At 74.1% G+C, this 12962-nt stretch carries 14 protein-coding genes; 9 read left to right on the forward strand and 5 right to left on the reverse strand.

Annotation, left to right across the window (positions count from 1 at the left end; translation table 11 throughout):
• Position 1 precedes the first annotated feature (1 nt).
• Both K4S16_RS01830 and K4S16_RS01835 read right to left on the reverse strand, forming a co-directional pair.
• Complete coding sequence (locus tag K4S16_RS01830; protein WP_235036502.1) at positions 2-847, reverse strand: universal stress protein; 846 nt, start codon at positions 845-847, stop codon at positions 2-4.
• A gap of 97 nt (positions 848-944) precedes the next feature.
• Positions 945-1355, reverse strand: coding sequence for an OsmC family protein (locus K4S16_RS01835; RefSeq protein WP_149257046.1), 411 nt, complete (start codon positions 1353-1355; stop codon positions 945-947).
• Positions 1356-1608: 253 nt separating this feature from the next.
• On the opposite strand from K4S16_RS01835, the gene K4S16_RS01840 reads away from it, so the two are divergent.
• The 6 genes from K4S16_RS01840 to K4S16_RS01865 all read left to right on the forward strand — a co-directional run bounded on the left by K4S16_RS01840 (position 1609) and on the right by K4S16_RS01865 (position 7241).
• Positions 1609-3000 carry a rhodanese-like domain-containing protein gene (locus K4S16_RS01840; protein WP_235036503.1) on the forward strand — a complete coding sequence of 464 codons (1392 nt, stop codon included), beginning with the start codon at positions 1609-1611 and terminating at the stop codon, positions 2998-3000.
• A 60-nt stretch (positions 3001-3060) separates the two neighbouring features.
• Positions 3061-3645: a rhodanese-like domain-containing protein gene (locus tag K4S16_RS01845; protein WP_149257047.1), complete on the forward strand. Its 585-nt coding sequence runs from the start codon at positions 3061-3063 to the stop codon at positions 3643-3645.
• A 33-nt stretch (positions 3646-3678) separates the two neighbouring features.
• Positions 3679-4458: a sulfite exporter TauE/SafE family protein gene (locus K4S16_RS01850; protein ID WP_149257048.1), complete on the forward strand. Its 780-nt coding sequence runs from the start codon at positions 3679-3681 to the stop codon at positions 4456-4458.
• A gap of 136 nt (positions 4459-4594) precedes the next feature.
• Entirely contained in the window at positions 4595-5038 is a 444-nt protein-coding gene (locus K4S16_RS01855) for a universal stress protein (protein ID WP_149257049.1), read from the forward strand.
• A gap of 27 nt (positions 5039-5065) precedes the next feature.
• Positions 5066-5755 carry a CBS domain-containing protein gene (locus tag K4S16_RS01860; protein ID WP_149257050.1) on the forward strand — a complete coding sequence of 230 codons (690 nt, stop codon included), beginning with the start codon at positions 5066-5068 and terminating at the stop codon, positions 5753-5755.
• 4 nt (positions 5756-5759) lie between these two features.
• A complete protein-coding gene (locus K4S16_RS01865) occupies positions 5760-7241 on the forward strand; it encodes an AAA family ATPase (RefSeq protein ID WP_200841644.1) in 1482 nt (493 codons plus the stop codon).
• Positions 7242-7364: 123 nt separating this feature from the next.
• Here the strand turns inward: K4S16_RS01865 and K4S16_RS01870 are convergent, their stop codons facing one another.
• Positions 7365-7928, reverse strand: a complete 564-nt coding sequence (locus tag K4S16_RS01870) for a DoxX family membrane protein (RefSeq protein ID WP_149257052.1) — start codon at positions 7926-7928, stop codon at positions 7365-7367.
• Between the two features lie 238 nt (positions 7929-8166).
• On the opposite strand from K4S16_RS01870, the gene K4S16_RS01875 reads away from it, so the two are divergent.
• Positions 8167-8751, forward strand: coding sequence for a hypothetical protein (locus K4S16_RS01875; protein WP_149257053.1), 585 nt, complete (start codon positions 8167-8169; stop codon positions 8749-8751).
• Positions 8752-8759: 8 nt separating this feature from the next.
• Here the strand turns inward: K4S16_RS01875 and K4S16_RS01880 are convergent, their stop codons facing one another.
• A complete protein-coding gene (locus tag K4S16_RS01880; RefSeq protein ID WP_200841707.1) occupies positions 8760-10427 on the reverse strand; it encodes a GAF domain-containing sensor histidine kinase in 1668 nt (555 codons plus the stop codon).
• Between the two features lie 145 nt (positions 10428-10572).
• Here K4S16_RS01880 and K4S16_RS01885 point away from each other — a divergent pair, with 145 nt between their 5' ends.
• The gene (locus K4S16_RS01885) at positions 10573-11007 is read left to right on the forward strand and encodes a pyridoxamine 5'-phosphate oxidase family protein (protein WP_149257055.1); all 435 of its coding nucleotides are present in this window, start codon (positions 10573-10575) and stop codon (positions 11005-11007) included.
• On the opposite strand, the gene K4S16_RS01890 is transcribed toward K4S16_RS01885, so the two are convergent.
• Positions 10988-11995: an Acg family FMN-binding oxidoreductase gene (locus tag K4S16_RS01890; protein ID WP_235036504.1), complete on the reverse strand. Its 1008-nt coding sequence runs from the start codon at positions 11993-11995 to the stop codon at positions 10988-10990. The genes K4S16_RS01885 and K4S16_RS01890 overlap by 20 nt on opposite strands.
• Before the next feature lie 204 nt (positions 11996-12199).
• On the opposite strand from K4S16_RS01890, the gene K4S16_RS01895 reads away from it, so the two are divergent.
• Positions 12200-12889 (forward strand): response regulator transcription factor, encoded by a 690-nt coding sequence (locus tag K4S16_RS01895; RefSeq protein ID WP_149257056.1) that lies wholly within the window; start codon positions 12200-12202, stop codon positions 12887-12889.
• Positions 12890-12962: the final 73 nt, after the last annotated feature.

Genomic DNA, 12962 nt, shown 5'->3' on the forward strand with positions numbered 1-12962 from the left:
CCTATCCGACCCGCTGCGGGACGATCGCGACCGTGCACGGGGCGTGCTTGAGCAGCGCGTCGCTCGTCGCGCCCAGCGTGAGCGGCTGCACCTCGCCGGCCCCGCGCGCGCCCAGCACCGTCATCGTGGCGCCGTCCGCCGCCTCCAGCAGCGCCTCCCGGGGCGGCTCGAGCACCAGCGACGTCGCCGCCTGGACGGTGGGGTACTTGACCAGCCAGGGCGCGACCGCCCGTTCCAGCACCGCTCCGCACACGTGGCGGAGCTTGTCCTCGTCGCCGAACAGCGACAGGTCCCCGTCGGGGGCGGCTCCGGGCTCCCAGCACCCGTACACCGCGCGCAGCCGCCAGCCGCGCAGCGCGGCCTCCTCGAAGGCGAACGCCAGCGCCGCGTCCGCGCCCGCGGAGCCGTCCACGCCGACGACCACCCGGCCGTCGCGCGGCGCGGCCGAGCGCACGACCACGACCGGAGCGCCCGCCCTCGCCGGCACCCTCAGCGACGTCGACCCGACCGGCGTCTCCTCCGGAGGGTGGGACCCGATGACGATGAGCTCGGCGTCCGGTCCCTGGTTCACCAGCGCGTCGTAGGGACCCCCGGTGTCGAGCCGCTTGTGCACCTTCAGAGTGGGGGCGAGCTCGTGCGCCAGCGCCACGCCGTGGTCGAGCATGTGCTCGCCCATCCGGCGGACGATGGCCAGGCCCTCGTAGTCCATGTAGCTCACCGGATACGGCCACCGCCAGGCATGGCACACTGTGAGCGGCAGCCGCCGCAGCCGGGCCTCCTCCACCGCCCAGCGCAGGGCCCGCCCGCTCTCCCTCGTTCCGTCGTATCCGACGACCACGTGGCTCATGACGCCCACCTCCTGGGTCCGCCTCCATTGCACCGGCCCGCCCGCGCACGGCCCCAGGGCCGAACGGCCCCTCGCCTGCGGGACCTCTGGCGCCGGCTCAGGCGGCGACCTCGGACTCCAGCCGCACTCCGATGCGCGGGGTGTCGATGATGGAGTTGTTGACGGTGCAGGCCATGGCCGCCTCCATCAGTCCCCCGACCTCCCAGTCGGGCAGCCGGACGGGGGGCCGCAGGCGCAGTTCGATGCGCGTCACGCGGGCGGGGCCCTCCGGGCTCATCGCGTAGTCGGCGGTGACCTCCAGCCCGTTCGCGGGAAGGCAGCGCCGCACCAGGTAGGTCCGCGCGTGGTGCGCCGTGCAGGCGGCGAGGGACGCCACGAACAACTCGACCGGGGTCGGTCCGGCGTCCATTCCTCCCAGCATGTACGGCTGGTCCACATGGATGACGTGGTCGCGGACGATCACCGCGAAGGCGTCGTCCTCCCGGTGGACGACCAGCATCTCGCTCATCGGTGCCACCTCCCTCACTGGCGGTTGCCTCGTTTGGGCCCCAGTCTCGATTTGGGGAGTCTTCGCAGGTAGAGGCGAAGGTCCCGCCGGAGGTCCCGGCGGAGGTGAGGTAACTCACCCATGGACACATACCCCTAGGGGTATGGTGGAGACCGAACGCGGAAACCGCGGCGGTTCCGCCCGTCGCCCGGCGAGCGGACAGGACCCGGGCCGCGATGTCAGCGACAGATACCCATACGGGTATGAGGAGTGAATGCCGATGGTACACGTCCAGGTGGTCGAGACCTCGTCCCTGGGCGACCGCAGCTACCTGGCCCACGACGGCCGGGTGGCCCTGGTGGTCGACCCGCAGCGCGACATCGACCGCTTCCTCGCCCTGGCCGGGCGGCTGGACGTCCGCATCACGCACGTCCTGGAGACGCACCTGCACAACGACTACGTCTCCGGCGGACTGGCACTGGCCAAGGCGACCGGGGCGGCCTACGTGATCTCGGCCGAGGAGGACGTCGCGTTCGACCGGACCGGCATCTCCGACGGCGACGAGATCGCCGTCTCCGACGCGCTGGGCCTCCGCGCCGTCGCCACCCCCGGCCACACCTTCCACCACCTGTCCTACATCCTGTCGGGACCCGGCGGGCCGGAAGGGGTCTTCACGGGCGGATCGCTGCTGTTCGGCACCACCGGACGCACCGACCTGCTCGGCGCCGAGCACGCCCACCTGCTGGCCGAACGGCAGCACGCCTCGGCGCGGCGCCTGGCCGACCTGCTGCCCGACGGCGCGCACGTCTGGCCCACGCACGGCTTCGGGAGCTTCTGCTCGGCGGGCCAGTCCGACGCCGCCTCCTCGACCATCGGGCAGGAGAGGCGGGCCAACCCGGCACTGCGCCTGGAGGCCGACGACTTCGTCGCCGAGACCCTCGCGGGGCTCGACGCCTATCCCGCGTACTACGCGCACATGGGCGTCCGCAACGGCGCCGGCGCCGACCTGATCGACCTCACCCCCGCGCGGGTCGCCGACGCCGCCGAGCTGCGCGACCGGGTCGCCGCCGGGGAATGGGTCGTGGACCTGCGCTCCCGCAAGGCCTTCGCCCAGCGGCATCTGGCCGGAACCCTCAGCTTCGGCCTGGACGGGGCGATGTCGACGTGGCTCGGCTGGCTGGCCCCGTGGGGCGCGCCCCTCACCCTGCTCGGCGACAGCCCCGAGCAGATCGCCGACGCCCAGCGGGAACTGGCCCGCATCGGCATCGACCGTCCGGCCGCGGCGGCCTCCGGCACGCCCGAGCAGTGGGCCGGCGGCGACCCCGCCAGGCTGGCGGACACGCCCGTCGCGACGTTCGCCGACCTGGCCGCCGCCCGGTCCGGCAGCGTCCCCCGGCACCTGCCGCCGCCGGACGCCGTGCTGGACGTGCGCCTGGCCGGCGAATGGCGGGACGGGCACATCGAGGGCGCCGTCCACCTCCCCCTGCCGGAGCTGCCCGACCGGCTGGACGAGGTGCCCGACGGGACCGTCTGGGTGCACTGCGGCTCCGGGTACCGGGCCGCGGCGGCCACCAGCCTGCTCCGGCGGGCCGGACGCCGGGCCGTGCACATCGACGACGACTACTCCGAGGCCGGCGCCGCGGGCCTCGCCACCACCGACGACTGACCACTGGCCACTGGCCACTGGCCACTGGCCACCGGCCACCGACACACGGGAGAAGACTTCGTGACCACTCCGCCCTCCGCGTCCACCGTGGACGTCCCCGCCCTGCGCGAGCTCCTGGACTCCGGCGACCGGCCGCGGCTCATCGACGTCCGGACTCCGGGCGAGTTCGAGACCGGCCACATCCCCGGGTCCTACAACGTGCCGCTCGACCTGCTGCGGGAGCACCGCGCGGAGCTGCGCGCCCACCTCGACGAGCAGGTGGTGCTCGTCTGCCGCTCCGGGCAGCGGGCCGACCAGGCCTCGCAGGCGCTGGCGTCCGCGGGCCTGCCCAACCTGCGCGTCCTGCGCGGCGGCATCGGCGCCTGGCAGGCCGCGGGCGAGCAGGTCGCCGCGGGACGCGCCCGCTGGGACCTGGAGCGCCAGGTCCGCCTGGTCGCCGGCTCGATCGTGCTCGGCTCGGTCCTGGCCAGCACGGCCGTCCCGCGCGCCAAGTGGGTCGCGGGGGCCATCGGCGGCGGCCTCACGTTCGCCGCGCTGTCCAACACCTGCGCCATGGGAATGGTCCTGTCCAAGCTCCCCTACAACCGCGGGCCGAAGAGCGACATGTCCGCCATCCTGGACGCCCTCGCCGCGGACCGCCTATGACGCGCCCCCCACGCCCGCCCAGGAGGTGAAGGAATGCTGACCGCGCTCGTCCTCGGCGCCCTCATCGGCGTCCTGCTCGGGCTCCTGGGCGGCGGGGGCTCCATCCTCGCCGTCCCCGCCCTCGTCTACGGCGCGGGCCTGCCGCTGGCCTCGGCGGTCCCCGCCTCGCTGCTGGTCGTGGGGATCTCCTCGGCCACGGCCGCGCTCCCCCGCGTCCGCGCCGGGCAGGTGCGATGGCGGATCGCCGGCGTCTTCGGGGCCGCCGGAGCGGTGGCCGCCTTCGGCGGCGCCGCCCTGAACCGGCTCCTGCCCGACCAGGCGGTCCTGCTCGGCTTCGCGGCGCTCATGGTGGCCGCCGGCTGGCGGATGCTGGCCGAGCGGGACCGGCTCGGCGGGTCGTGCGCCCTGCCGGGCGGCGGCGTCGACTGGCGCAGCTGCCTGCCCAAGTCGATCGGCGCCGGCGCGATCGTCGGCGTGCTGACCGGCCTGTTCGGCGTCGGCGGCGGCTTCCTCATCATCCCCGCGCTGGTCGTCGGGCTGGGCCTGCCCATGACCGTCGCGGTCGGCACCTCGCTGGTCATCGTGGTGGTCAACTCGGCCGCGGGCTTCGCCGCGCACGCCGGGGACGGGGCGCTGGACTACGGCATCGTCGCGGCGTTCACCCTGGCGGCCGTCGCCGGGTCGCTCGGCGCCGCCCGGCTCGCCCGGCGCCTGGACGCCGACCGGTTGCGGCGCTGGTTCGCCTACCTGGTCTTCGCGGTCGCGGCCTTCGTCGCCGCGCAGGCCGTCTTCAATCCGGGCGCCACCGGATGACCCGCACCGGACGACCCGGCGGCGCCCGGCCGGCCGGTGCCCGGCCCGGGCCGAAGGTCCCGGCCCGGCGGGACGCTCGGCACTGATCCGCGGACCGTCCCGCGCGGGATGGTGGGGGTGACTGAGGAGGTCGCCGATGTGGGTCGTGCCCGAACAGCGTTCCGTCGTCGTCGGGGTCGACGGTTCCCCCAACTCCATGGCCGCCCTGCGCCGGGCCGCCCGCGAGGCGTCCGAGCGGCGCGCGCGCCTGGACGTGGTCCGCGTCCTGAAGCCCGGTGAGACCCCCGTGCGGCGCCCGCTGCGCGCCGTCAGGGAGTGGCTGGCGCTCCGAAGCCTGGTCGCCCGCGAGATCCCCCGGTCCCGGCACCTGACCACCAGGCTCCGCGTCCTCTCCGGTGAGCCGGGCGAGGCGCTGGTCGAGGCGGCCGAGCGCGCCGAACTGCTGGTGGTGGGCGCCCGGCTGCACTCCGAGTACGGCAATCCGCTCGGCGGCGACACCGTCCCCGTCGTGCGGGAGCGGGCGCGCTGCGAGGTCGTGATCTGCGCGGACCACAGGGCCGCCGTCGGCGAGAGCCGCTGAGGCCCAGCGAAGCCCGGGAGGAGAGCCATGAAACGCCGCACGGTCGGGGACGTCATGACGAAGAACGTCGTGACGGTCTCCGAGGACACCCCGTTCGTCGAGATCGCCGACGCGCTGGCCGAGCGCCGCATCAGCGCGGTGCCCGTCGTGGACGACGACGGCCGGCTCGCCGGCATCGTCACCGAGGCCGACCTCCTGCGCAAGCAGGAGCGGCCGGCCGGCGCGGAACCGCGCCGCCTCGCGCTGCGGCGGTTCGCCCAGGCGCAGGCCCGGGCGCGGGCCAAGGCCGCCGCCGTCGACGCCCGCGGCCTGATGAGCGCGCCGGTCGTGACCGTCGAGCCGGGCACCCCCGTCGCCGAGGCCGCCCGGCTGCTGAACGCCCACGGGTTCAAGGCCGCGCCCGTCGTGCGCAAGGACGGCCGGCTCGCCGGGATCGTGGCCCGCCGCGACCTGCTTTCGGTGTTCCACCGCTCGGACGCCGCCGTCCGCGACGAGATCATCGACGACGTGCTGGTCTGCAGGCTCTGGCAGGACCCCGCCGAGGTGCACGTCCGCGTCCAGGAGGGGGTCGTCCACCTCACCGGCCGCGTCGAGCAGAAGAGCCTCATCCCGATCATCGTGCGCATGACCGCCGCCACGGAGGGCGTCGTCGACGTCGTCCAGAACCTCGGCTACGACTACGACGACACCCTCCCCACCGCCTATCCGAGGGCGTGAGCCGGTGGAAGGCGCCGCCGTCACCGAGACCCACATCGGCGTGGTCTTCTTCGTCGGGGACCGCGCCTACAAGCTCAAGAAGCCGGTGGACCTGGGGTTCCTGGACTTCAGCACCCGTGAGCTGCGCGAGCGCGCGTGCCACGAGGAGGTCAGGCTGAACCGGCGGTTCGCCCCCGACGTCTACCTCGGCGTCGCCGACGTCCACGGCCCGGACGGCGGCGTCTGCGACCACCTGGTGGTGATGCGGCGGATGCCGGCCGACCGGCGCCTGTCCACCCTGGTCGCGGCCGGTGCGCCGGTGCGGGACGCGCTGCGCGAGACCGCGCGGACCCTGGCCGCCTGGCACGCGAGGGCGCCGCGCGGCCCCGCCATCGCGGCGCAGGAGACCCGCGACGCCGTCCGGGGCCGCTGGCACGACAGCTTCGACCAGGTCAGGCCCTTCCACGGCACCGTCCTGGACGCCGGGGCCGCCGCCGAGACCGAGGAGCTCGCGAACGAGTTCCTCGCCGGCCGCGAGCCCCTGTTCGACGCGCGCATCGCCGACGGCCGCGTGGTCGACGGGCACGGCGACCTGCTGGCCGGCGACATCTTCTGCCTCGACGACGGGCCGCGGATCCTCGACTGCCTGGAGTTCGACGAGCGGCTCCGCCGGCTGGACGGCCTGGACGACGCCGCGTTCCTGGCGATGGACCTCGAACGCCTGGGCGCCCCCGAGGACGCGGAGCGCTTCTTCCGCTGGTACGCCGAGTTCGCCGCCGACCCCGCTCCGCCCTCGCTCCGCCACCACTACGTGGCCTACCGCGCCTTCGTCCGCGCCAAGGTGGCGTGCCTGCGGCACGGCCAGGGCGCCCCGGACGCGGCCGCCGAGGCGCGCGCCTACGCCGACGTCGCGCTGCGCCACCTGCGCGCCGGCCGCGTCGGCCTGATCATGGTCGGCGGGCTCCCGGGCACCGGGAAGACGTCCCTGGCCGGGGCGCTGGCCGACCGGCTCGGCTGCACACTGCTCAGCAGCGACCGGATCCGCAAGGAGCTCGCCGGGCTGGCGCCCACCGCGCCGGCGGCGGCGTCCTACGGCTCCGGCATCTACACCCCGCAATGGGGCCGGCGCACCTACCGCGAGATGGCCGCGCGCGCCGCCCGGCTGCTGCGCATGGGCGAGACGGTCATCCTGGACGCCTCCTGGACGTCCCAGGAGAACCGGAACCTCGTCGCCGCGGTCGCCGAGCACGAGCACGCCCACCTGACCTCGCTGCGCTGCGAAGCACCGGAGGCCGTCTGCGCCGAGCGCATGCGGACCCGTCCCCGGGGCCCCTCCGACGCCGACCCCGGCATCGCCGCCGCCATGCGCGCCGACTCCGCGCCCTGGCCCGGATCGATCGCCATTGACACCGCCCGGGAGCTTCCCCACGCGGTCGAGCAGGCCCTCGCCGCCCTCCACCACCCGGCAGGCCCGCCTGCGCGTTCGCAGGCGGGCCGTTCCGCCTGACGCGCGGCGGCGCCGGACACCGGATCCGATCCCCGGCTCTCCCGCTCACCGGGTGTCGACGGCCGCGGACACGCGTACGAGGGGCGCTCCTCTCGGAGCGCCCCTCGGGTGTCGCGGATCAGGTCACTTGAGGAAGGGGAGGCGCTTGACCAGGGGGGTGCTCCCCCACCAGCGGCCGAGTCCCAGGGTGTCGCCGGCGCTGACCAGGGCCAGGCCGATGATCAGGACCGCGTAGACGAGGTGGTCGTCCATGAAGGGGTTGTTCTCCGGAGGCAGGACGGCCGACCACATCATGACCAGCAGGGCGGCTCCCGCCGCGGCGGCGATCCGCATGCCCACGCCCAGGATGAGGGCGGCGCCGACGCCGGCCAGCCCGATCATGAACAGCCAGTCGGCCCAGCCCGCTCCCGCGATGTCGTGGTAGAAGCCGGCGAACGGTCCGACGGGCGCGTGCGCCAGGAACCCCTCGGTGGGGCTGCCGCCGTCGATCCACGCCTTGGCGGCGGGGGTCTCGTGGCCGAGCCCGAAGGTCTTGTCCAGGAACGCCCAGAAGAAGATCCAGCCGAGCGCGAAGCGGGCGGCGGCCCACATGTAGCGGGCGGCGGGCGACTCGGTCAGCGGCTTGGGGGTGACCACGCGGATGAGGGTGTCGCGTCCCACGTGGGTCTTGTGCTCGGAGAGTGCCATCGCCTCTCACCTTCCATCACTTCGTTGATCTCGTCACCTCTTACTGAATCCTGAACCGGCCTTTGCCTGTAGGACCGTTAGGCGCACGATCGGCGGGACGAAGGTCCCCGGGTGCGGTGGCCGGAGGACCCGGGAGGTCCCGGGCGCGAGGGGCTTCCGCCTCTGCGGCCGCCGGCCCCGGATGCGTAGCGTCGCCATGGAGGGAAGGTGAAGGGACCGCGTCATGGGAGCGACGACCATGCGAGCACGGACCGGCCGCTGGCGCGAGCGGATCGACCGCCGGCGGCGCAGCTGCGGCTTCGACCGCAACGACCTGCGGCGCGGTGTGGACCGGATCCAGTGGAGGCTCGGTCTGCTGCTGCTCATGGTCTTCCTCAGTGCGACGCCGCCGCTGGTGGCCCATGCCGTCCGGGCCGCCTACGGCTCAGGGGTGCGGGCCGAGCACCGGCAGGCCGCCACCCGGCACCGCGTCGAGGCCACCATCGTGAAGGTGCAGGACCCGGGAGGCAGGCGCACGGTCACCGTCGCCTGGACGGACCCGAACGGGACGCGGCGGACCGCCGACTACACGACATGGCGGGGAGCTTCGGTCGGGGAGCGCCTCATCCTGTGGGCCGGGCCCGACGGCGTCTCGATCACGCCGCCGCGCCGGCACGCGCAGACGGTCGTCCACACCGCGGTGAACGGGACGGGGGTCGTCCTCGCCACGGGACTGCCCCTGCTCGGCTTCTACTGGCTCGTCCGGGCGCGGTGCGACCGGAGCCGCTACCGGATGTGGGACGCCGACTGGGCACGCCTCGACAACCACCGCATCGGCCCGTGACCTTCCGGTCAGGCGGGCTTGAGGGGCACGCGCCAGACCAGCACCGTGCCGCCCTCAGGGCGCCGCTCGGCGGTGCACGTTCCACCGAGCCCCTCGGCACGGGCCTCCATGTTGCGGAGCCCGCTGCGGCGGCCGCCTTCGGTGATGCCGACGCCGTTGTCCTCCACCCGCACCGTGACGTCGTCCCCGACATCGATGTTCAGGGCCGTCGCGGTGGCCTGGGCGTGCCGGGCGACGTTCGACATGGCCTCCCGGACGACGGCCAGGAGCTGCTCGCCGATCTCCTCGTCGACCGAGGTGTCCAGCAGGCCGTCCAGCCGCACCGAGGGCGCGAACCCCAGGTGCTCGGCCGCCCTGTCGGCCAGCGCGTGCACCCGGCTGCGCAGCGACGTCTCGTCGGTCTCGGGGCCCTGGAGCGCGAAGATGGACGAGCGGATCTGCCGGATCGTGTCGTCGAGGTCGTCCACCGCCCGCTGCACCCGGACGGCGACCTCCCGCTTCTGCGTGATCTTGATCGCCGCCATCAGCCCCATCGCGGTCGCGAACAGCCGCTGGATGACGGTGTCGTGCAGGTCCTTGGCGATCCGGTCGCGGTCCTCCAGCAGCGCGAGCCGCTCGGCGTCGCGGCGGCGCTCGGCCAGCTCCAGGGCCACCGCCGCCTGGCCCGCGAACGCCTCCAGCAGCCGCTGCGTCCCCTCCGAGAACAGCGCCCCGCCCGGCGGGTTGGCCACGGAGATGACGCCGCGCGCCGCCGAGCCGAGCCCCAGCGGGACGACCAGCAGCGGACCCACCGGCACCCGCATGGGCACGTTCGACTCGCGCGCCGCCTTCTCACCGTTGGCCAGCCGCAGGGCGACCCCCTCGGTGAACACGGGACCGGCCACCGACTCCTCCAGCGGCACCCGCAGGCCCTGCAACTGCTCGGCGTCCGCACCGCGGGCGGCCTCCACCACGAGGTGGCTGCTGCCGTCCTCCACCAGCGCCACGGTCGCGAGCCGGGCCTCGGCGATCTCCTGCGCCCGCTGCGCCACCAGCCTCGTCACCTCGTGCGGGTCGGTGCCCGACAGCAGCGCGGTGGACACCTCGGCCGACGCCTCCAGCCACCGCTCCCGGCGGCGCGTCTCCTGGTACAGGCGGGCGTTCTCGATCGCGACGCCGGCGGCCGTGGCCAGCGCGATCACCACGACCTCGTCCTCCTCCTCGAACTGGCCGCCGTCGGCTTTTTCGGTGAGGTAGAGGTTGCCGAACACCTCGTCCCGCACGCGGATCGGGACGCCCAGGAACGTGCGCATCGGCGGGTGGTTGGCCGGGAACCCGCTGGAGGCGGGATGCTCACCGAGGTCCGGAAGCCGCAGCGACCGCGGATCCCGGATCAGCAGGCCCAGGATCCCGTGCCCGTGCGGCCAGTGGCCGATCGCCTCGATCTCCTCGTCGCTCACGCCCACGGTGACGAACTGCACCAGGTGCTCGCCCTCCTCGTCGATCACGCCGAGGGCGCCGTAGCGGGCGTCGACGAGGGTGGTGGCCGCCTCGGTGATCCGCCGCAGCACCGATTCGAGGTCCAGCTCGCTGCCGATGGAGACCACGGCCTCCAGCAGCGCGTGCACGCGGTCGCGAGTCGAGCGCGCCGCCTCCAGCCGCGATTGCAGTTCCGACAGCAGGTCGTCGAGCTGCATCTGCGGCAGGATCAGTCGTGCCCTGTCATGACCGGTGCCCGAATCCTGTGCCACAGGTCCAGTATTACCCTGCGCGGGGCTAGAAGTCAGGTCAGGGACCTTCGTCCCTGATGACCTTGGTCACCGATGCGTCACCCTGGAGGGCATGCATCTCGACCACAGCGGCATGGAGATCCTCGACGACGGGGAATGCCGGTCACTGCTCCGCCGGTCGGCGATCGGCCGGATCGTGTTCACCCTCCAGGCGCTGCCCACCGTCCAGCCGGTCAACTACGTCTTCGACGGCGAGCACATCGTGGTGAAGACCTCGTCGGCCTCGCGACTGGCCACCGCCGCCTCCGACACGATCGTCGCCTTCGAGATCGACGACATCGACGCGGACGCGGGCAAGGGCTGGTCGGTGGTCACGGTGGGGCCCGCGCGCCGCGCCACCGAGCCCGCCGAGATCGCCCGGCTCTCCGCCCTCCCCCTCCGCAGCTGGGCGCCCGGCGAGCGCGACCAGTTCATCGTCATCCGCCCCCGGCTCATCACCGGCCGCCGGATCCCCGACCGCGTCCCGCTCAAGGCTCCACGATCATGACGTCGTCGATGGGCCGCCGGACGGTCTCCAGCCCCTCCCCCTCGGGCACGCCGATGCGCAGGAGCATCTGCGGGTAGGCGTCCCGGCAGAAGTGGGCGCGGATGAAGGCGCGCAGTTCCGGCACCTCCAGCGCCTGGGTGTGGAAGGCGGCCGCCAGGTCGCTCTCGGCCGCCCTCAGCAGCGCCCGCTGGAGCGCCAGGCCCGTGTGCAGCCAGTCGGCCGGCCCCTCGCCGTCGGACACCAGGAGCAGCGCCACCCCGGCCACCCCCGGCTGGCCCGGGTGCGGGGGCTCGGCCCCCCAGCCCTGGCCCCGCGCCCAGTCACGGGTGGGGAAGTTCGGGCTGGTCTCAGGGGTCTGCTTCGGGTAGGCCCCTTCCTGCATGCCGTCCTTGCGGGCCGTCCGGGGCGACGGCGCCCAGCGGCTGATCTCCGCCGCGTAGGCGGGGGTGCGGCGCTGGAGGTGCTCGGCCGCGTCGGTCAGGGCGGCCAGGGCCCCCTTGACGTGCGAGTCGACGGCCTCGATCAGCCGGGCGCCCTCGCGCTCGACGTCGTACCGCATGGCCGTGAGGACCCCGGCGGGGACGGTCTCCGGACGGAACGCGCCCCGGTGGCTGCGCCGGCGCCGGATCTGCGCGTACTCCCCCAGGGTCTGCTGGTCCGGTTCCTCGCCGGGCTCCAGATGCACGTCGGCGAGCAGGTGCGGGCGGTCCGGGTCGGGCAGCAGCCGCAGCACGGGTTCGTAGCCCTGCGCGCGCAGCGACAGCCGGAGGTTGTAGAGGGCGGCACCGCAGCTGATCAGCATCTCCCGGCCCTTCGGGTCCGCCACCCCCAGGCGGCGGTCCGGGTCGGCGCGCAGGCTGATCCGCGAGCCGCGCACGCCGAACCGCCACGGCTGGGTGTTGTGCACCGACGGCGCCCACAGGGCGTCCTCGACGGCGCGGCGCATGTCCTCCGCCATGTCCGCGGAAGTCCTGTACCTCGTCTGCATGGATGGCTCCCTTCCGTCACCTTTCAGCCTCGCCCGCGCGACCTGACCTGCGGCAGGGCCGAAGGTCCGTCCCGAAGGGGCGCAGGGACGCGCGTCAGGTCGGGACGTTCGTCCCGCGGGGGCGGGACGTCCGCTGACTGGGGGACGGCCCGGTCGGCGGGGTAGCGTCCATTCCGTCACCACTGGACCGAGGAAACGAGAGCCATGACCGCCGAGACGCCAGAGAACGCGGGGACGATCCGGGTCTTTCTGATGGACGACCACGAGGTCGTCCGCCGCGGAGTGGCCGCGCTGCTGTCCGCCGAGGACGACATCGAGGTCATCGGCGAGGCGGGCACCGCGGCCGAGGCGCTGGCGCGGATCCCCGCCGTCCGGCCCGACGTGGCCGTCCTGGACGTCCGCCTGCCCGACGGGGACGGCGTGAGCGTCTGCCGCGAGCTCCGCTCCCAGCTGCCGGAGCTGGCCTGCCTGATGCTGACCTCCTTCGACGACGACGACGCGCTGTTCGAGGCGGTCATGGCGGGCGCGTCCGGCTACGTCCTCAAGCAGATCCACGGCTCGGACCTGGTCGGCGCCGTCCGCACCGTCGCCACCGGGCAGTCCCTGCTCGATCCGCGCAGCACGGCCCGCATGCTCGAACGGCTCCGCACCCGCCAGGAGAAGACCGACCCCCTCAAGGGCCTGACCGAGCAGGAGCGCCACATCCTGGAGCTCATCGGGGAGGGCCTGACCAACCGGCAGATCGGCGAGCGCCTCTTCCTGGCCGAGAAGACGGTCAAGAACTACATCTCGAACATCTTCGCCAAGCTCGGCATGAGCCGCCGGACCCAGGCCGCCGCGCTGGCCGCGCAGCTCAAGGCCGACGGCGCCCAGTCCCGGGAAGGGCGCGGCTGAAACCCTGGCCCGGCCGATCCTGGGGGGGCGGCCGGGCCAGGCCCTCCCAAACCGTCACCCGCGTCCGCGGACG

Origin of the sequence: Actinomadura sp. K4S16, from assembly GCF_008327685.1 — a bacterium.
In the GTDB taxonomy this organism is placed as follows: Bacteria; Actinomycetota; Actinomycetes; order Streptosporangiales; family Streptosporangiaceae; genus Spirillospora.

What these genes read in the sequence shown, in the direction of transcription:
- K4S16_RS01875 (WP_149257053.1), top strand. Translation starts at nt 8,167, where the DNA reads ATGCGAGCACGGACCGGCCGCTGGCGCGAGCGGATCGACCGCCGGCGG.
- K4S16_RS01835 (WP_149257046.1), bottom strand. Translation starts at nt 1,355, where the DNA reads ATGAGCGAGATGCTGGTCGTCCACCGGGAGGACGACGCCTTCGCGGTG.
- K4S16_RS01850 (WP_149257048.1), top strand. Translation starts at nt 3,679, where the DNA reads ATGCTGACCGCGCTCGTCCTCGGCGCCCTCATCGGCGTCCTGCTCGGG.
- K4S16_RS01895 (WP_149257056.1), top strand. Translation starts at nt 12,200, where the DNA reads ATGACCGCCGAGACGCCAGAGAACGCGGGGACGATCCGGGTCTTTCTG.
- K4S16_RS01840 (WP_235036503.1), top strand. Translation starts at nt 1,609, where the DNA reads ATGCCGATGGTACACGTCCAGGTGGTCGAGACCTCGTCCCTGGGCGAC.
- K4S16_RS01890 (WP_235036504.1), bottom strand. Translation starts at nt 11,995, where the DNA reads ATGCAGACGAGGTACAGGACTTCCGCGGACATGGCGGAGGACATGCGC.
- K4S16_RS01855 (WP_149257049.1), top strand. Translation starts at nt 4,595, where the DNA reads ATGTGGGTCGTGCCCGAACAGCGTTCCGTCGTCGTCGGGGTCGACGGT.
- K4S16_RS01860 (WP_149257050.1), top strand. Translation starts at nt 5,066, where the DNA reads ATGAAACGCCGCACGGTCGGGGACGTCATGACGAAGAACGTCGTGACG.
- K4S16_RS01885 (WP_149257055.1), top strand. Translation starts at nt 10,573, where the DNA reads ATGCATCTCGACCACAGCGGCATGGAGATCCTCGACGACGGGGAATGC.
- K4S16_RS01830 (WP_235036502.1), bottom strand. Translation starts at nt 847, where the DNA reads ATGAGCCACGTGGTCGTCGGATACGACGGAACGAGGGAGAGCGGGCGG.
- K4S16_RS01880 (WP_200841707.1), bottom strand. Translation starts at nt 10,427, where the DNA reads ATGCAGCTCGACGACCTGCTGTCGGAACTGCAATCGCGGCTGGAGGCG.
- K4S16_RS01870 (WP_149257052.1), bottom strand. Translation starts at nt 7,928, where the DNA reads ATGGCACTCTCCGAGCACAAGACCCACGTGGGACGCGACACCCTCATC.